Origin of the sequence: Parvibaculum sp. (genome assembly GCF_049671045.1) — a bacterium.
Lineage (GTDB): Bacteria > Pseudomonadota > Alphaproteobacteria > Parvibaculales > Parvibaculaceae > Parvibaculum.
Genome location: NZ_JBATUH010000061.1, coordinates 1 through 17,660, shown reverse-complemented (window position 1 = coordinate 17,660; position 17,660 = coordinate 1). Strand labels below are relative to the sequence as shown.

Below are 17,660 nucleotides of genomic sequence, written 5' to 3'. Positions count from 1 at the left end.
TATAGATTTGAAGCGCGCGCCCCGCAAGTCAAGAAAGGCCTTTGCCAAGGCCCTCCCCCACTCCCAGAGCATCGCGATCGTGCCATTGTGGCTTCGGCCACACACAAAAGCGCATGAAGCGCGTCGGTGCGCGGCCGTCCAGATCATAGATATGCACGATATGCGCCCATGCAATACGCCGCATGAGCGCGAGGAAGCGGGCGGGACCTCGCGGCAGGCCTTCCGGCCACACTTCATCGGCCAGAGGCGAGAGGCGGGGCGCCGCCTGCGCCGTCGTGAGCAGCACGAGACGCGCGCCCGGATGACGCGCCCGCAAGGCGCGAAGCGCCGTTTCACCATCGGCGGCATCGAAGAGAAGCGCGAGGACAGGCCCCTCAGCCACGCTTCTTCCCCTGGCGCCGTCCGGCGCGGGGATGGCTGCGCGCATCGGCGATGAGCTGCGCATAGACGGCAAGCGTCGCGCGGGACATCGCCTCCAGCGAATAATGCGCCCGCGCATGGGCACGGCCGCGCGCGCCCATGGCACGGCGCCCCTCCGCGCCGAGATCGATCAGGCGGCGCATGGCGGCAGCGAGCGCGGTAGCATCGCCCGGCGGCACGGCAAGGCCCGTTTCCGCGTTGACGGTTTCGCGCTGCCCGCCCGCGTCGGAAACGATGACGGGGCGCCCCATGGCCTGCGCCTCGACGCTCGCGCGGCCGAAAGGCTCGGCCTCGATCGAGGGCGCGAGCACCACATCGCTCAGCGCATAGGCGGCCGGCATGTCGTCGCAATGGCCGACGATGCGGACAATCTCTCCGAGCCCTTCGCGCGCGATCCTCGCTTCGAGTTCGTTCACATAGGCGTCGCGCCCCTGCGCGTCGCCCGCCAGCAGCAGCTCGAAATTTTCCACGCCGGCGGCCTTGAGCTTCGCCGCCGCCTCGACGGCGACCGCCTGCCCCTTCCAGCGGGTGACGCGCGCGGCCAGAAGAAAGACGACGCGCCCCTGCCCGCCCGCTTTCCAGCGCCGGTGCAGACCGGCGATGCGCTCGGGCACGACGGCGGCTTCATCGAAGGCGGCGGTGTCGACGCCGCGCGGCACGGTGAAGATACGGGCGGGGTCCGGCGCGTGAATGCGCGCGATCCGCGCCGCCGTGTAGGCGGAGTTCGCGATCACCGCATCGCCCCGCGCCATGACCGAATTGTAGAAGACCTTGATGCGCGGCGCCTCATGCACCTTGGAGTGATAGGTGGTGACGAAAGGAACATGGAGCCTGCGTGCCGCGGCCAGCGCGCTCCAGCCGGGCGCGCGGCTTCGCGCATGAATGAGATCGACCTTTTCGCGTTCGGCGAGCCGGGTCAGCCGCTCCACATTGAGCGCCATGACGATCGGGTTCTTGGAGTGAACGTCCATCTCGAAATGCGTGGCGCCCGCCGCCTCGAGTTCCTTCAGCATACGCCCGCCGGAACTCGCGACGAGAGCGCGGCCGCCTGCCGCGACGATGGCATGCGCCATATCGATCGTGGTGCGCTCGGCGCCGCCCGTATCGAGCGCGGGAATGACCTGAAGGATCGTCGGACGAGGCGAAAGATCTCTGAAAGCAATGGACACGCGGAGTTCCTTGGCCGATCTATGCCGCATGGTCGAATGTGGAACGGCAGACGGACAACACCATGACGGACGGACAGGAACCCCGCAAGCTCGCCCGCCCCGATGGCGAAAGCATCGCCTATCTCGCCGAGCGGCCCGAAAGCCCTGCAGGCCCGACCGGGCTCACCTGGCTCGGCGGCTTCAAATCGGACATGACGGGCACCAAGGCCGAAGCGCTCGCCGCCTGGGCGCGGAAGGCGAACCGGCACTTCCTGCGCTTCGACTATTTCGCGCATGGCGCCTCGTCAGGCGATTTCCGCGAGGGGACGATCGGGCGCTGGCGCGACGATGCGCTCGCCGCCATCGACACGCTGGCTGAAGGCCCGCAAGTTCTCGTCGGCTCGAGCATGGGCGGCTGGATCGCGCTTCTCGCGGCGCTCGCCCGGCCCGAGCGCGTGAAGGCGCTCATCCTCATCGCGCCCGCGCCCGACTTCACCGAGGAACTGATGTGGAAGGGGTTTGCGCCCGAAATCCGCCAGACGCTCGAACGCGACGGCATCTATCGCCAGCCCTCGGCCTATGACGAGGCGCCCTACGAGATCACGATGAAGCTCATCGAGGAGGGGAGGAGGCACCTCCTCCTCGACAGGCCGATCCCGCTCGGTCTGCCGGTGCGCATCCTGCAAGGGATGGAAGACCCCGACGTGCCCTGGACGCATGCCATGCGCCTCGTCGAAGCGCTCGCCTCGTCCGATGTCGCGATCACGCTCACCAAATCGGGCGATCACAGGCTCTCGACGCCCGCCGACATCGCGCGGCTCGTCCAGACCGCCGAAACGCTGATCGCCGAAATCGAAACGCGCTGACATGGCCGGGCATACGTGCCCGCCGCGTCAGCTCCTCTCATTGCCCTGTCTCATCGGCCATGAGCGCCGCCAGCCCCTCGCGATAGGTCGGGTAGCACAGTTCGACGCCAAGCTCCTCGCGGATGCGGCGATTGGAGACGCGCTTCGATTCCGCGTAGAAGCTCCGCGCCATGGGCGAAAGCTCCGCCCTGGCGAATTCGATTTCGGGCGGCGGCTCGCGCCCGAGCAGATGCGCCGCATGGGCCACCACATCCTGCGGCGGCGCGGGCTCGTCGTCGCAAACATTATAAGCCGCGCCCGGATGCGGATGCGCGATCGAGGCTTCGAGTACGGCGGCGATGTCATCGACATGGATGCGCGAGAAGACCTGCCCCGGCTTCACGATGCGCTTCGCCGTGCCGTCGAGCACCCCTCGCAGCTGGTTGCGTCCCGGCCCGTAGATGCCTGCGAGGCGGAAGATGTGGAGCGGCAGAAGCGCGCGGGCAGCAAGCGCGCGCCATGCCTCTTCCGCTTCGAGGCGGCGATGGCCGCGCTCCGTCGTCGGCGCGAGCGGCGTTTCCTCCGTCACCCAGTCGCCGCCGCGATCGCCATAGACGCCCGTGGTCGAGAGATAGGCCATCCATTCGAGCCGGGGCGCGAGGCGCGCAATGTCCTCGCCATGCGCGGCGAAGACCGGATCGCCCGCCGCCCCCGGCGGCACGGAGAGCAGGAGATGCGTCGTGCCGGCAAGCGCCACCGCCGGATCGGCGAGCGGGCGGCCTTCCCCGAAGAGATATGCCTCGACGCCGTCTGCGCGGAGCCGCGCGGCCTTCTCCTCGCCTCGGCAGGTGCCCGCGATGGCGAAGCCGCGCGCGCGGAGCCGATGGGCAAGGCTCGCGGCGCTATAGCCGAGGCCGAAGCAGAAGAGCCTCTTTCCGTCTCCGTTCACGCCGTCCCCTTCACCGTTCCGCTCTGTTTCGCTTGCAAACGCGCCAAGGCTCGACGACCTTACGCTGCATGTCGCGCCTCCGCCAAATCCTCGCCCTCGCCGCAATCCTGATGAGCACTCTGCCCGCGCAGGCCGCAGAGGCGGCCGAGCCGAGCTATGAGGACTGCACGGCCCTGATCGAAGCCAATGCCGCCAAGGCGCTCGCCTATGCGCGCGACTGGACGGCGCATGGGGGCGGCGCGGCGGCGCTTCATTGCGAGGCGCTGGCGCTTTCCGCGCTCGGAGAGGCGGATGAGGCGGCGGCCGCCTTCAGCCATCTTGCCGAAGGCATGACGGGCGCGCCCGCCGCGGCGCGGGCCGAGGTCCATGCGCAGGCCGGCAATGCCTGGGCGCTGGCGGCGAACCTCACCAAGGCCGAGGAAGCGCTGGGCGAGGCGATCGCGCTGGCGCCCTCCGAACCCTCCTACCGCATCGGGCGGGCGCGTGTCCGCGCCCTCGCGGGCCAATGGGAGGGCGTGCGCGCCGATGCGAGCGAGGCGCTCGCGGAAAGCCCGAGTTCCGTCGAGGCGCTGACGCTGCGCGCGCTGGCGCTCCGCAATCTCGGCTATCCGAAGGCCGCCGTGGCGGATGCCGAGCGCGCCGTTTCGATCGCGCCGCATAATCTCGAAGCCCTGCTGGAGCGCGGACGGGTGCGCGCCGAAACCGGCAATGTCGCGGGCGCGCGCGCCGACTGGCAGGACGTCATCCGCTTCGCACGGGAAACGGGGCGGAGTTCCGATCCTTCGGCGCAGGCCGCGGCCGCCTATCTTGCAAGGCCGGGCAAGGCGGGGAAATAGCCCTACTTTTTCGGAACATGCGCACAATGCATGGGAAGGAAGAGAGCATGCACAGAGCTGCTGACATCGGTGCGAGCAAGGTGCCGGAAGTCACTCTCACTTTCTGGGTTATTAAGATCGCAGCGACCACGCTCGGCGAAACGGGCGGCGACGCCGTGTCGATGTCACTCGATCTCGGCTATGCGGTCGGCAGCCTCATCTTCATCGGCCTTCTTCTCGCCACGGTGCTCGCCCAGATCAGGGCGAAGACTTTCCACCCGTTCCTTTATTGGATGGTTATCATCGCGACCACCATGGCGGGCACGACCATGGCGGATTTCGCCGATCGCTCGCTCGGCATCGGTTATGCAGGCGGATCTTCCATCCTCTTCGCGTTGCTCGCGGCATCGCTCGGCGTATGGCACTGGTCGGAAGGATCCGTTTCCGTCGCCTCCGTCGTATCCCCGCGCGTCGAGGCGTTCTATTGGATAACCATTCTCTTCTCGCAGACCCTCGGCACGGCGCTTGGGGACTGGATGGCCGACACCAACGGTCTTGGTTACGAAGGTGGAGCGATCGTTTTCGGCGTCGCGCTGGCGCTGGTCGCGGCGGCCTATTACTTCACGGACGTTTCACGAACACTGCTTTTCTGGAGCGCCTTCATTCTGACGCGGCCGCTTGGCGCCACCGTGGGCGATCTTCTCGACAAGCCGATCGAACATGGCGGGCTCGCCTTCAGCCGCTTCACGGCTTCGGCGGCGCTTGCGGCCTTCATCGTCATCTGCCTACTGCTCCTGCCGCAAAAAGCCGGCAAGCATCCCGGTGAAAGCACTGAAACAAGCTGAGGCTCGACGGCGCTCTTCTAGGACAGCCTCTGCCATTCCTCCCGCACGCCCTCGTCGTCTTCATTCGCGAGGGCATCCGTAGCGCGGCAGCGCGCCTCGCCGGGCGCGAGCTCGCCCAGCGCCCAGACGGCCATGGCGCGCACCAGCGGCGATGCATCATCGAGCCGTGCGAGGACGAGCGGCACCAGCGCCGCCTCGCGCGAATTGCCGATGGCGATCAGCACATTGCGGATGAAACGGTCGCGCCCGACGCGCTTGACGGGCGAGCCGGAAAAGAAGGCGCGGAAGGCGGTGTCATCGAGCATGACGAGTTCGGCGAGCAGCGGCGCGCGCAATTCCTCGCGCGCGTGGAAGGCGCTCTCGCGCGCCTTCTGGGCGAATTTGTTCCATGGGCAGACGGCAAGGCAATCGTCGCAGCCATAGATGCGGTTGCCCATCGGCTTGCGGAACTCAAGCGCGATATGACCCTTGTGCTCGATGGTCAGGTAGGAAATGCAGCGGCGCGCATCGAGTTCGTAAGGCGTCGGGAAGGCCTGCGTCGGACAGGCATCGAGACAGCGGCGGCAGGCGCCGCAATGATCCTCATGGGCTTCGTCGGGCTCGATTTCGAGCGTCGTGAAGATCGAGCCGAGAAAGAGCCAGGAGCCGAATTCGCGCGAGACGAGATTGGTGTGCTTGCCCTGCCAGCCGAGACCGGCGGCGGCGGCGATCGGCTTTTCCATGACGGGCGCGGTATCGACGAAGACCTTGACGTCCGCCCCCGTCGCGGCGACGAGCCAGCGCGCCACGCGCTTCAGCCGCGATTTGACGAGGTCGTGATAGTCGCGGTTCCTCGCATATACGGAGATGGCGGCGCGGTCGCGGCGCTCGAGGAGATCGAGCGGGTTCTCGTCCGGTCCGTAATTCATGCCGAGCACGACGATGCTGCGCGCCTCCGGCCAGAGCGTCGTCGGGCGCGCCCGGCGTTCCTCCGTCTCCGCCATCCAGCCCATCGAGCCGTGGCGGCCCTGCGCCAGCCACTCGCGCAGGCGGCCCGGCGCTTCAGGCACCGCGTCGGCACGCACCACACGGATGATGTCGAAACCGGCCTCGAGGGCCTCCGCGACGAGCGCGGCCTTCAGGTCCCGGCCGCCTGCCTTGCTGTCAGAAATCGAGGTTCGCATAGAGTTTCGGTGGCGGCACGCCGGGCACATGGTCGGCGAGAAGCTGCCTGAAGCCGGGCCGCGACTTGATGCGGACATACCAGTCCTTGGCGCCCTGGAACTGCGACCAGGGCACGTCGCCCACATAGTCGAGGCAGGACAGATGCGCCGCCGCAGTGAGGTCCGCAAGCGTCATTTCCTCGCCGGCGAGCCAGCGCCGCTCCTCCATGAGGTAGGAAATGTAATCGAGATGATAGCGCAGATTGTGGAGCGCCGCGCGGACGACCGCCATGTCCGGCGCGCCGCCGCCTTCCGACGCGCTCAGAAAGCGCCGCGTCACCTTCTCGAAGATGAGGCCGTCGGACACTTCGGCGGCGAATTTGCGGTCGAACCAGTCGACGAGGCGGCGCGCTTCGGCGCGCGCCTGCGCATCGCCCGGCAGCAGCTTCACCTCGGGCGCCGTCTCCTCGAGATATTCGACGATCGGCATGCCGCCCGAGACAACGGTGCCGTCTTCCTCGACGAGCACCGGAACCTCGCCCGCCGGATTGAGGGCCAGAAATTCGAGCCGCCTTTCCCAGTCGCGCTCCTCGACCATTTCAAAAGGAAGGTTCTTCTCTGCAAGGACGAGACGGACCTTGCGGGAGGCTGGCGAGATCAGGAGGTGGTAGAGCTGGCGCATGGGCGGGGAGTGTAACCGAAGGGGCAGACGATCCGAAGGAAAAGAGCGAGGGGAAGGCGGGAGGGCGGTACCTCAGCAGCGCTTTTGCGGCCCGTCATCGGCGAGCCCGTCTATGATGGGGCAGTCGGGGCGGTCGTCGCCATGGCAGCGCCGGACGAGGTCCTTGAGGGTCGCCTGCATGGAACGAAGCTCCTCGATCCGGCCTTCGATCTCGGCGATGTGGCCTTCGGCGATCCGCTTGACGTCGGCGCTCGCCCGGCTCTTGTCGCGGTAAAGCGCGAGCAGGCTGCGGCACTCCTCGACCGTGAAGCCGAGATTGCGCGCACGGGCGACAAAGCGCAGCGTGTGAACATCGTCATCCGTATACGAACGATAACCGTTCGCCGCCCGATGAGCGCTCCGGATCAGCTCGATTTCCTCGTAGTAGCGGATGGTCTTGGCCGGAACGCCCGACCGCGACGCGACTTCGCCGATGTTCATGGCCTGATACTCCCGATCGAGCCTCCCGGGCGACAGGGCCCTCACTGGGTCGCGGGGCGCAACTGGTCGAACTGACCGCGGCGGCGGAAGCGCACGAGATAGGCGGGCAGGATCGCTTCCGGCGCCGTCGGCTGGATGCCGAAGAGCGCGAGGGTGCGGCCTTCCTTCTGCGCCCCGGCGCTCACCACATTGTCGATGCCGAGGAGCTTCACCTGATCGGCGGTGAGGGGCGCGCCGGGCAGGAACTGCAGGACGGAGGCCATGATCCTCGCAAGCGCTGTCGGGAGCGGCAGCAGCAGGCGGCGGCGGCCGGTTTCGCGCAGCACAAGCTCCATCAACTGGCGGAAAGTATAGATTTCAGGCCCGCCAAGCTCGCAAACGAGGCCGTCGGCCGCCCCGGTCTCGACCGCGCGGGCGACCGCCTCGGCCACGTCCTTCACGTAAACGGGCTGGAAGCGCGTCGCGCCGCCGCCGATGAGCGGCAGGGCGGGTGCGAGGCGCGCCATGGCGGCGAAGCGGTTGAAGAAATTGTCCTCCGGCCCGAAAACGACCGAGGGGCGCAGGATCGCTGCCTGGGGCATGTGGTGGCGGATGGCTGCCTCCCCCAGCGCCTTGGACCGACCATAGGCGGACGGGCTCTCGGCGTCGGCGCCGATCGCCGAGACATGGACGAAAATCTCGATTCCCGCGGCCTTCGCCTCCTGCGCGATGCGCCCGGCGCCCGAGGCGTGAATGGCCTCGAAACCCTGCCGTCCCGCCTCGCTGAGGATGCCGACGAGGTTCACCACCGCATGCGCCCCCTCAAGGGCGGCGCGGACTGAGCCCGTGTCGCGGATATTGGCCTGAAGGGGCTCGACCTGGCCGACATCGCCGGCCGTTTTCAGGAAAAGGGCCTCGTTCGGGCGGCGAACGGCGACCCGGATGCGATAGCCCCTGCGAGCCAGCGCCTCGACGACATGGCGGCCGATGAAGCCCGACCCGCCGAACACCGTGATCACGCTGCCCGGCCCAAGTTCCGACGTCAAACGCCTTACGCTCATATCGCCTCCAAAATCGCGTCTCTTGCGGATGCCCTCAGGGGCTTTCCGCGGCCCGCCCATGCTCTAGATAGCCCATGGGCAGGCCGGCGGCAAAGGCTTCGGATCGCCGCATCCATTGACAAGCCGAACACCCCAATTTAAGTGTGCGCGCATCGGCCCAGGTGGCGGAATTGGTAGACGCACTAGCTTCAGGTGCTAGCGCCTTCACGGGCGTGGAAGTTCGAGTCTTCTCCTGGGCACCATCTCCTCCCCCGCCGCATCCCCGGATGCGGCGGCGGGCGAGCGGGGCAAGGGGCGCCGGAACGCCGATCGGAGCATTTCTCGACATGGCCATCACGCTGCACAAGGGCGACCTGCCCAACGGCCTCTCCTTCGGCGCAAGCGTTGCGGTGGACAGCGAGACGCTGGGCCTCAATCCCCATCGCGACCCGCTTTGCGTGGTGCAGCTTTCGGCCGGGGACGGCAATGCCCATCTCGTGCAGCTCGACCGGACGAGCTACGACGCGCCCAATCTGCGCGCGTTGATGACCGATCCCAAGGTGCTCAAGATCTTCCATTTCGCGCGCTTCGACGTGGCCGTGATCGAACGCTATCTCGGCGTCGTCACCTCGCCCATCTATTGCACGAAGATCGCCTCGAAGCTCGTGCGCACCTATACCGACCGGCACGGGCTCAAGGATCTCTGCAAGGAGCTCCTCAATATCGACCTTTCCAAGCAGCAGCAGAGCTCGGACTGGGGCGCCGACCAGCTTTCGGACGCGCAGCTCGCCTATGCGGCGTCGGACGTGCTCCACCTCCACGAGATCAAGGCGATCCTCGACCGCATGCTTGCGCGCGAGGGACGCACCGAGCTTGCCAATGCCTGCTTCGGCTTTCTGCCGGTGCGCGCCGCGCTCGATCTCGCAGGCTGGCCGGAAGAAGATATTTTCGCGCACTGACGGGCGGCCCCGGCCCTTCGCGCTCGCCTCGCCCTGCCCGTTCCGTTGACGCTCCCGCGCCTTCACGCGCATACTGCATGGCAAGCGTCGCAGTCTTGCGGCCCAACTGGACCCGAACTGAACTTGAGCGCGCCCCGCCACGGAAACCGCGAATATCCCCGCTACATGCCGGCAGGCGCGGACCTTGCCGGATCGCGATCCGGCGGCCGGAAAACATCTGCATACGGAACGAGTGAGGCATGAGCGAGCCGCGCGGCGACGAAACGGCGGATCAGGAGGCGCGATTTGCGCCACGAGGGCGCCCGTCCGCGCAGACGGAGGCGCGCTACAGCCGCTTCGTTTCGACGATGAAAATCGCTCTGCCGCTCGGCGCGCTGGCTCTCTTCGCGACGGTTCTCATCTATTCCGGCGTCTTCGAGACGCATGACAGGCTCGACATCACCTTCCGCGAGATTTCGACGCTCCACAACGACCTCAGAATGGTGAGCCCGCGCGTGACCGGCCTCGACAAGTCCGGGCGGCCCTATGTGCTGACCGCCGACACGGCGACGCAGATCGCGGGCGAGCCCAACCATGTCGCGCTCGACAATCTCCAGGCCGATCTCAAACTTGCCGATGACAGCGACTGGGTGACGCTCTCGGCAAGCGGGGGCCGCCTCGACACGGTGACGCAGACACTCGATCTGGAGCGGAAGATCGACATCTATGCGGCCTCCGGCTACGAGCTTCACGCCACATCGGCCACGATCGACTTCCGCAAGGGCACCGTCGTGAGCACGGCGCCGGTCGAAGGGCAAGGGCCGCTTGGAACATTGCGCGCGGACAGCATGACGGCCGACAATCAGTCGCGTACCCTGCATTTCCAGGGACGGGTGAAAGTGCGCATCTACGCCGAGCAGGGGAAGGGGAACAAGTGATGGATGCAAGGTCGCGGAGCGAAAAAAGCCGGGCAGCAGCCGGCGCATGGCTTCAGGGCGCCCTTCTCGGCGCGGCGCTCGTCCTTGCCATGCCGGGGGGCGCGACGAGGGCCGAGGCGCAGGATCAGGGCCCGCGCGATCCCCTGAGCGGCTTCGCCACCAATCCCGACGCGCCCATCGAAATCGAATCCGACACGCTCGAGGTCGAGGACCAGAAGCATGTCGCGACCTTCATCGGCAATGTGGTGGCGACCCAGGGCTCGATGAAACTGCGCGCCGACCGGCTCAAGGCCGACTACACGCAGACGGGCGGCTCCGACGCGGCCACGGGAAAGACCCAGATCCGCGACATTCTCGCCACCGGCAGCGTCCACATCACCTCCAGGGACGACCAGTCGGCCGATGGCGACTGGGCGCGCTACACCGTCGCCGACCGGAAGATCGTCATGGGGGACAAGGTCGTGCTGCGCCAGGGCAAGAACGTCATCCGGGGCACGAAACTCTTTATTGACCTTAACAGCGGCAAGAGTCGAATCGTCGGCGGCGCTGAAGCCGGATCGCCGAAAGAAGGCGCAAGCGGCCGTGTTAAGGCGCTTTTTCAGCCTCCCGCCAAAGAGAAAAAGTGAAAGAAGGCTTGGTTAACGGCCCCGTTTCATACAATTTTAATGCCAAGTGCCGTCTGATGATGGCGAATGAAAGAGGGCCGCTCCATGTCCATCCGCGCCAGCGCGCATTCCGAGGCCATGTCCCATGAGGGACCGCGCCTCGTCGCCAGCAATCCGGGCCTCGCCGTCGACCGCGTCGGCAAGAGCTTCCGGCGCAGGCCGGTGGTGCGCGGCGTAAGCTTCGATGTGCGGCGCGGCGAGGCGGTCGGGCTGCTCGGCCCGAACGGCGCGGGCAAAACAACCGTTTTCTACATGATCACCGGGCTCGTGACGCCGGACTATGGCTCCATCGCGCTCGACGGCCACGACATAACCACGCTGCCCATGTACCGCCGGGCGCGGCTCGGTATCGGCTATCTGCCGCAGGAAGCCTCGATCTTTCGCGGCCTCACCGTCGAGCAGAACATCCGCGCGGTGCTCGAAGTCGTCGAAAGCGACCGCGACAGGCGGGAAGCGGCGCTCGACGACCTGCTTGCCGAATTTTCGATCACGCATCTGCGGCGCACGCCCTCGGTGGCGCTGTCGGGCGGCGAGCGGCGGCGCGTCGAGATCGCGCGCGCGCTTGCGACGCAGCCCTCCTTCATGCTGCTCGACGAGCCTTTCGCGGGTATCGATCCGATCGCCATCGGCGATATTCGCGATCTCGTCTCGCATCTGAAGGATCGCGGCATCGGCGTGCTCATCACCGATCACAATGTGCGCGAGACGCTGGAGCTGATCGACCGGGCCGTCATCATTCATGACGGCCATGTGCTCATGGAGGGCGATCCCTCCGAAATCGTGGGTAACGAGGACGTGCGCCGGCTCTATCTCGGCGAGCGTTTCTCGCTCTGATGGCGCCCGGGATGAGGCCGCAGCAGACATGGCGCTAACACCGCGGCTCGAACTCCGCCAGGGGCAGGCCCTGGTCATGACGCCACAATTGCAGCAGGCGATCAAACTGCTGCAATTGTCGAATATCGAGCTCGCCGAATATGTCGAGCAGGAGCTCGAGCGCAATCCCCTGCTCGAAGCGACGACGGCCGAGCCCGAGATCGCCGAGCGCACCGCCGATCAGCGCGCGGAGGAAGGCGAATTCGAGCCGGCGCCTGTCGCCGATGCGGGGCTCACGCTCAGCGAGGACGGGCCGCTCCCCTCGCGCGAGGGCGATCTCGACACCGACTACGACAACATCTATGCCGACGAAAGCCGCAGCGACGCGGCGAACGACGCGGCCGCCGAAGCGCCCGGCCCCACGGGCTCGGACTGGCAGAACCTCAAACCGGGCAGCGGCGCGGGCGGCGGCGATGGCGAGTTCAGCCTCGAAGCCACGCTCGCACATGAAGCCACGCTCGCCGAGCACCTCACGGTGCAGCTCAACATGGCGCTTAAGGACGAGCGTCAGCGGCTCATCGGCGTCAATCTCATAGATCTCGTGAACGAGGCGGGCTACATCACCGCCGATCTCGACGAGGTCGCCGGACGGCTCGGCGCGGCGCCGGAGGAAATCGAGCGCGTGCTGGGTGTGCTCCAGACCTTCGATCCTTCCGGCATCTGCGCGCGCAATCTCAAGGAGTGCCTCGCGATCCAGCTCAGGGACCGCGACCGGCTCGACCCGGCCATGCAGGTCTTTCTCGACCATCTGGAACTTTTCGCGCGGCGCGATTTCGATCTCCTGATGAAACTCTGCGGCGCCGACCGCGAGGACATTGCGAGCATGATCGAGGATATTCGCGGCTGCAATCCGAAGCCGGGCCTCGCCTTTGGCGGCGAACCGACCGTGCCGGTGATCCCCGACGTCTTCGTGCGCGCGCGCCCCGATGGCGGATGGAGCGTCGAACTCAATTCGGAAACGCTGCCCCGCGTGCTCGTGAACCAGCAATATTATTCCGAGGTGAGCAGGCTTTCCGGCGATCCGAAGGCGAAGGCCTATCTTTCCGAATGCCTCAACAATGCGAACTGGCTCGTCAAGAGCCTCGACCAGCGCGCGCGCACCATTCTCAAGGTCGCATCCGAGATCGTGCGCCAGCAGGACGCCTTCCTCGTCCATGGCATCCAGCATCTGCGGCCGCTCAATCTGAAGACCGTCGCCGACGCGATCTCCATGCATGAATCGACGGTGAGCCGCGTCACCTCGAACAAATACATCGCGACGCCGCGCGGCATATTCGAGATGAAGTATTTCTTCACCTCGGCCATCGCCTCCAGCGAGGGCGGCGAGGCGCATTCGGCCGAAGCGGTCCGCCATCGCATCAAGGAACTGATCGACGCCGAGCTGCCGGACGCCGTGCTCTCGGACGACAATATCGTCGACATCCTGAAACGCTCGGGCATCGACATCGCGAGGCGCACGGTCGCCAAGTATCGGGAAGCGTTGAACATTCCCTCCTCCGTCCAGCGGCGGCGGGACAAGAAAGCCTATGCCTGAGGGAGACAGGTCCCCCTTCAAAGCCGGTAATTCGAGCCTATATAATTGAGATAAAACGGGTTTTTGCCGAAAGGCCGAGCCATGTTGACACCCCCGGAGCGGGCCACTAGTTTGCCACGCGCTCAAGCCCCCCCCCCAGAGGGAACGCAGCGATGAGCAAAACGGGCGTGCGGCGCGGCGCTAGGCGCGAACGCAGCGTCCGGCTGGGGGCAACGGGGCCGAAGGTGGTCTGACGGCCATTCGATTGCCGGCGTTTTGACGCGAATGTGACCCGGAAAGGTCTCTCATGCAGGTTCAGGTCAGCGGCCATCATCTCGACGTCGGAGATGCGCTCCGCACCCATGTCACGGAGCGCCTCGAGCTGAGCGTCGGAAAGTATTTCGACAAGTCGATCGTCGGCCATGTCATTTTCTCGAAGGACGGGCACGAGTTCCGTGCAGATTGCTCGGTGCATCTCAATTCCGGCATGCGCGTCCAGACGCAGGGCCGCGCGGGCGATCCCTATGCCTCCTTCGACGCGGCGATCGAGAAGCTCGACAAGCGGCTGCGCCGTTACAAGCGCCGCCTCAAGAGCCACAGCAATGGCGCAAGGACGGTGCTGCCCGCCCAGTCCGTGCCTTCCTTCATCATCGAGGCGGGTAACGAGCAGGAAGAGGCGGAGATCGACGGCCAGCCCGTCATCATCGCCGAAGAGACGACCTCCATCCCGCATCTCAGCGTCGGCGATGCCGTCATGCAGATGGATCTGATCGATGCCCCCTTCTTCGTCTTCCGCAGCGGGGCGAATGACGGGCTCAACGTCGTCTATCGCCGTGACGACGGACATATCGGCTGGATCGACGCCGGTCGCGACAAAGCACAATAACCAGAAACACAAGGCCAGAGCCGTTCGCCGCCTCGGCGGACGGCTGACGAGCAGGACAGGACGCGGACCATGGAGCTTGAAGATCTGGTGTCGCCCGAGGGGGTGATCGCTCACCTTAAAGTCACCAGCAAGAAGCAGGCACTGCAGGAGCTTGCCCAGCGCGCCGCCGCGCTCACCGGCGTTTCCGAGCGCACGGTGTTCGAGACGCTGCTCGAGCGCGAGCGCCTCGGCTCGACGGGCGTGGGCCAGGGCATCGCCATTCCGCATGGCAAGCTTTCGCAGCTGACGCGGCTCCATGGCCTTTTTGCGAGGCTCGACACGCCGGTCGATTTCGATTCCGTGGACGACCAGCCGGTCGATCTCATCTTCCTGCTGCTCGCGCCCGAATCGGCCGGCGCCGACCATCTGAAGGCGCTGGCCCGCATTTCGCGGCTCCTGCGCAATCAGGCCGTGGTCGAAAAGCTGAGGGCGAGCGACGATCCGGCGGCGCTCTTCGCGATTCTCACCGAGCCGGCGGCAACCAGCGCCGTCTGAGCGTGAAAATGCCGGCCGCCGGGACGGAACGGCAATGAAACCGATCGGAAGAATCCTCCTGATCGCGGGCGGGCTCGTCTCGGTCGGCTTGGGCATCGCGGGCGCGTTCCTGCCGCTGCTGCCGACCACGCCCTTCCTGCTGCTGGCCGCCTATCTCTTCGCGCGCAGCTCGCCATCGCTGCATGGCTGGCTTCTCAACCATTCCATGCTCGGCCCCATCATCGTGAACTGGGAACGCTACGGCGTCATTCCGCTTCGGGCGAAGGTCCTGGCGCTGCTGCTGCTCGCCTGGTCCATCGCCTTCAGCGTCTGGATGGATTTCCATACGGCCGTGCTGGCCGTTCAGGGCGTGGTGTGCGGCGGCGTCGCCGTTTTCCTTCTCACCCGGCCAAGCAGCAGCGACTGCCAGCCCTGACGGCTCTTTCGCGAGTCCGACACTGACAAGTCCGGCACCGATAAGTCCGGCAGCCGGATCAGTGCACGCTCACGGGCTCGAGGTCGTACTGGCGCGCGCCCGCAAAGGCGGCGGCGCGGTTGTCGAGCACCGCCATGCGCTGGCCGTTCGCGGCGTGAACCGCATAAAGCCGCGTATCCGCCGGCACGTCGATTTCCGAGCCAAGCTCGCCGGCAAGCTCCCCGGCCAGAATCTCACGCACATAGACGATGTTCGGCATGCCGATATTGGCGAAAAGCTCCGGCGTCAGGTGGCGCAGATCCTCCGCGCCCCATCCCGTCTTCGTCCCGGTATCGAATTCGTCGTTGTCGTTCCGCATTTTACGCTCCTTTCACGCGGTCCCTTTCGAGGCGACGCGCGTCACTGGCCGCTGATCTCGATCGTCTTCACCAGTTTCGAGGGCTCCGGCCTTACGAGATCTATCGAAAGAAGGCCGTTCTCGAGGCTCGCACCCACGGCGTCCATTCCATCCGCGAGAACGAATGCCCGCTGAAACTGGCGAGCCGCAATTCCGCGGTGGAGAAAGACACGCTCGCTCCCGTCGCGCTGGCGGCCACGAATGACAAGCTGATTATCCTCAAGCGTGACCGAAAGCTCGTCGCGGGAAAATCCGGCGACGGCAAGCGTGATGCGAAGCGCCCGCTTCTGCGTGTCGCCGCTTCCCGCAATCACCTCCTCCACATTGTAGGGAGGATAGCCGTCCGATCCCTTCGCGACGCGCTCAAGCAGCTGTTCCATATCGTCGAAGCCAAGCAGGAACGGGCTGTTGAACTGCATCATGCGCGTCATTCCCAAAGTCCTTCGCAAAAGCGACCCGGTTCATTCGCGGCCCTTAAGCGGCACCGCTTGGCATCAATGTGGGGATTGCCAGCGCCCCATGCAAGCCGCATCACACCCATCGCCAAATCGTTGTTTTTAAACAAATTCTCCTCTTTCCGCCGGCAGGCCGCGAGCCCGCGCCGGAAACGCGGCGTCCGCCCCCTGCCGGGCCGACGCGGCTACATGCCGCGTTCCTCGCAGGCCGCGCGGGGTTCAGGCTCAAGGCAACGCATCGCAACGGGTGCCCGCGCAATGGAGAACGATCAGGCCTTTCTCGACGAAGTGGGCTCCTTCCTTTCGGAAAGCCTCACGCCGGACCTCAGGGCGGCGGGACGGCGCACCACGGGCACGCATTCCGACATCGAAGCCTGCCGCATCTGGCATCGGCGCCTTTACGAGCGGGGCTGGATCGCGCCCGCCTGGCCTCTCGCGCATGGAGGCACGGGCTGGACGGCGAGGCAGCGCTTTCTCTTCGAGCGGGAATGCGCGCTCAACGACGCGCCCATCCTGTTTGCCGGAGGGATCAGGAGCATCGGGCCTCTCCTCATTTCCATGGGCACGCCCGAGCAGCGCGAACGCTATCTCGCGCCCATCCTGACCGGCGACGATCTCTGGTGCCAGGGCTTCTCGGAAGCGGGAGCGGGCTCCGATCTCGCGGCGCTTGGAACACGCGCGGTGCGCGACGGCGATGCTTACATCGTCAACGGCGCGAAGATCTGGACGACCGGGGCCCACCATGCGAACCGCATGTTCGCGCTGGTGCGCAGCGCGCGGGGCGCGCGGCCACAGGAAGGAATCACCTTTCTTCTGATCGACATGGCGACGCCGGGCCTCAGGGTCGAACCCATCCTTTCCTTCGACGGCGATCACGAATTCAATCAGGTCTTCTTCGACGATGTGCGCGTGCCCGTCGCCAATCGCGTGGGCGCCGAGGGCGAGGGCTGGGCGGTCGCAAAGCATCTCATGCGCTTCGCGCGCTCGAACAACACCACGAGCGGATTGTTGCGGCGCGCTTACCGCGCGCTTGAGCGACTGCTGGCGGCGGGCCCCAAAGCCGATGCCGGTTTCCCCGCCCGCCTTGCCAACATCGGGATCGAGCTTCGCGCCTTCGAGAATTTCGAGCTTCGCCTGATGTCGGAGGGGCGGCTTGCGGGCGACGACGAAGTCTCATCCTCGCTCATGAAATGCATGGCCAGCGAGCTTCACCAGCGCATCACCGAAGTCGCGCTCGATCTGGCCGGCCCCTATGCCGCCGTGGCGGGCGCGCTCAACGGCAACAGCCCCGCCTTCGCCGGAGAGGCCGCCCATGCGGCACACAAATATTTCAGCACGCGCGCGGCGAGCATTTATTCGGGTACGAACGAAACCCACCGCAACATCATCGCCCGCTCCATCGCCGCTCCGCGCGAGCCCCTGAGACAGTGAGACACTGATAATCAATCGCGCATGCGACCGCCGGTCGCGGCGATTGACAAAGTGACACATTGTTCGCCTGAAAGCCTCGACACTAGCATCGCAGCGATCGGCCGCGTGCCGCACATATGTCCGGCGAAGGGTGCGAGACATGATCGATTACGAAGCTCTCAAGGCTGCAAAGGTCGAACCGGACCCCTATCCGCATTTCGTCGTGCGCGATTTCATACCGGGCGAGATGCTGAGGAAAGTGATCCGGGATTTTCCCGATCTCGACATGGC

The 17,660-nt window shown here is 66.1% G+C and carries 21 protein-coding genes and 1 tRNA gene; 13 read left to right on the top strand and 9 right to left on the bottom strand.

Annotated features, from left to right (window positions below; translation table 11 throughout):
* Positions 1–28: 28 nt before the first annotated feature.
* Together WBG82_RS07480 and WBG82_RS07475 are read right to left on the bottom strand one after the other, a co-directional pair.
* The gene (locus WBG82_RS07480; protein ID WP_424423245.1) at positions 29–382 is read right to left on the bottom strand and encodes a hypothetical protein; all 354 of its coding nucleotides are present in this window, start codon (positions 380–382) and stop codon (positions 29–31) included.
* On the bottom strand, positions 375–1,589 hold the full coding sequence (locus tag WBG82_RS07475; protein WP_424423242.1) for a glycosyltransferase family 4 protein: 1,215 nt from the start codon (positions 1,587–1,589) through the stop codon (positions 375–377). Before WBG82_RS07475 ends, WBG82_RS07480 begins: the two co-directional genes overlap by 8 nt.
* 62 nt (positions 1,590–1,651) lie before the next feature.
* On the opposite strand from WBG82_RS07475, the gene WBG82_RS07470 reads away from it, so the two are divergent.
* Positions 1,652–2,434 (top strand): alpha/beta hydrolase, encoded by a 783-nt coding sequence (locus tag WBG82_RS07470; protein ID WP_424423233.1) that lies wholly within the window; start codon positions 1,652–1,654, stop codon positions 2,432–2,434.
* Between the two features lie 37 nt (positions 2,435–2,471).
* On the opposite strand, the gene WBG82_RS07465 is transcribed toward WBG82_RS07470, so the two are convergent.
* Positions 2,472–3,362, bottom strand: a complete 891-nt coding sequence (locus tag WBG82_RS07465) for an SDR family oxidoreductase (RefSeq protein WP_424423229.1) — start codon at positions 3,360–3,362, stop codon at positions 2,472–2,474.
* Positions 3,363–3,472: 110 nt separating this feature from the next.
* Here WBG82_RS07465 and WBG82_RS07460 point away from each other — a divergent pair, with 110 nt between their 5' ends.
* Positions 3,473–4,198: a hypothetical protein gene (locus WBG82_RS07460; protein WP_424423227.1), complete on the top strand. Its 726-nt coding sequence runs from the start codon at positions 3,473–3,475 to the stop codon at positions 4,196–4,198.
* A gap of 47 nt (positions 4,199–4,245) precedes the next feature.
* Positions 4,246–5,022 (top strand): hypothetical protein, encoded by a 777-nt coding sequence (locus WBG82_RS07455; RefSeq protein WP_424423225.1) that lies wholly within the window; start codon positions 4,246–4,248, stop codon positions 5,020–5,022.
* A gap of 17 nt (positions 5,023–5,039) precedes the next feature.
* On the opposite strand, the gene queG is transcribed toward WBG82_RS07455, so the two are convergent.
* The 4 genes from queG to WBG82_RS07435 all read right to left on the bottom strand — a co-directional run bounded on the left by queG (position 5,040) and on the right by WBG82_RS07435 (position 8,366).
* Positions 5,040–6,185, bottom strand: coding sequence for a tRNA epoxyqueuosine(34) reductase QueG (gene queG / locus WBG82_RS07450; protein ID WP_424423222.1), 1,146 nt, complete (start codon positions 6,183–6,185; stop codon positions 5,040–5,042).
* Positions 6,166–6,846, bottom strand: a complete 681-nt coding sequence (locus WBG82_RS07445) for a glutathione S-transferase family protein (RefSeq protein ID WP_424423219.1) — start codon at positions 6,844–6,846, stop codon at positions 6,166–6,168. The genes queG and WBG82_RS07445 overlap by 20 nt, the downstream gene beginning before the upstream one ends.
* Before the next feature lie 72 nt (positions 6,847–6,918).
* Complete coding sequence (gene cueR / locus WBG82_RS07440) at positions 6,919–7,326, bottom strand: Cu(I)-responsive transcriptional regulator (RefSeq protein ID WP_424423217.1); 408 nt, start codon at positions 7,324–7,326, stop codon at positions 6,919–6,921.
* Positions 7,327–7,367: 41 nt separating this feature from the next.
* Positions 7,368–8,366, bottom strand: coding sequence for a complex I NDUFA9 subunit family protein (locus tag WBG82_RS07435; protein WP_424423214.1), 999 nt, complete (start codon positions 8,364–8,366; stop codon positions 7,368–7,370).
* A 155-nt stretch (positions 8,367–8,521) separates the two neighbouring features.
* On the opposite strand from WBG82_RS07435, the gene WBG82_RS07430 reads away from it, so the two are divergent.
* The 9 genes from WBG82_RS07430 (at position 8,522) to WBG82_RS07390 (ending at position 15,107) form a co-directional block, all read left to right on the top strand.
* Positions 8,522–8,608: transfer RNA gene (locus WBG82_RS07430), tRNA-Leu, on the top strand.
* An 84-nt stretch (positions 8,609–8,692) separates the two neighbouring features.
* A complete protein-coding gene (locus tag WBG82_RS07425; protein WP_424423212.1) occupies positions 8,693–9,304 on the top strand; it encodes a ribonuclease D in 612 nt (203 codons plus the stop codon).
* Positions 9,305–9,543: 239 nt separating this feature from the next.
* Positions 9,544–10,221, top strand: coding sequence for an LPS export ABC transporter periplasmic protein LptC (lptC, locus tag WBG82_RS07420; protein WP_424423210.1), 678 nt, complete (start codon positions 9,544–9,546; stop codon positions 10,219–10,221).
* Positions 10,221–10,847, top strand: coding sequence for a lipopolysaccharide transport periplasmic protein LptA (lptA, locus tag WBG82_RS07415; protein ID WP_424423208.1), 627 nt, complete (start codon positions 10,221–10,223; stop codon positions 10,845–10,847). The genes lptC and lptA overlap by 1 nt, the downstream gene beginning before the upstream one ends.
* A gap of 117 nt (positions 10,848–10,964) precedes the next feature.
* Positions 10,965–11,720, top strand: a complete 756-nt coding sequence (gene lptB, locus WBG82_RS07410) for an LPS export ABC transporter ATP-binding protein (RefSeq protein ID WP_424423288.1) — start codon at positions 10,965–10,967, stop codon at positions 11,718–11,720.
* Positions 11,721–11,748: 28 nt separating this feature from the next.
* Complete coding sequence (gene rpoN, locus WBG82_RS07405; protein WP_424423206.1) at positions 11,749–13,293, top strand: RNA polymerase factor sigma-54; 1,545 nt, start codon at positions 11,749–11,751, stop codon at positions 13,291–13,293.
* 286 nt (positions 13,294–13,579) lie between these two features.
* Positions 13,580–14,158 carry a ribosome hibernation-promoting factor, HPF/YfiA family gene (gene hpf / locus WBG82_RS07400; RefSeq protein WP_424423204.1) on the top strand — a complete coding sequence of 193 codons (579 nt, stop codon included), beginning with the start codon at positions 13,580–13,582 and terminating at the stop codon, positions 14,156–14,158.
* Between the two features lie 69 nt (positions 14,159–14,227).
* Entirely contained in the window at positions 14,228–14,692 is a 465-nt protein-coding gene (gene ptsN / locus WBG82_RS07395; RefSeq protein ID WP_324299607.1) for a PTS IIA-like nitrogen regulatory protein PtsN, read from the top strand.
* Between the two features lie 34 nt (positions 14,693–14,726).
* A complete protein-coding gene (locus WBG82_RS07390) occupies positions 14,727–15,107 on the top strand; it encodes a YbaN family protein (protein ID WP_424423201.1) in 381 nt (126 codons plus the stop codon).
* Positions 15,108–15,165: 58 nt separating this feature from the next.
* On the opposite strand, the gene WBG82_RS07385 is transcribed toward WBG82_RS07390, so the two are convergent.
* Positions 15,166–15,465 (bottom strand): DUF1150 domain-containing protein, encoded by a 300-nt coding sequence (locus WBG82_RS07385; protein ID WP_324299611.1) that lies wholly within the window; start codon positions 15,463–15,465, stop codon positions 15,166–15,168.
* Between the two features lie 41 nt (positions 15,466–15,506).
* Positions 15,507–15,935 carry an Hsp20 family protein gene (locus WBG82_RS07380; RefSeq protein WP_424423198.1) on the bottom strand — a complete coding sequence of 143 codons (429 nt, stop codon included), beginning with the start codon at positions 15,933–15,935 and terminating at the stop codon, positions 15,507–15,509.
* Positions 15,936–16,217: 282 nt separating this feature from the next.
* Between WBG82_RS07380 and WBG82_RS07375 the strand changes: the two genes are divergently transcribed.
* Positions 16,218–17,390, top strand: coding sequence for an acyl-CoA dehydrogenase family protein (locus WBG82_RS07375; RefSeq protein WP_424423196.1), 1,173 nt, complete (start codon positions 16,218–16,220; stop codon positions 17,388–17,390).
* Positions 17,391–17,660: the final 270 nt, after the last annotated feature.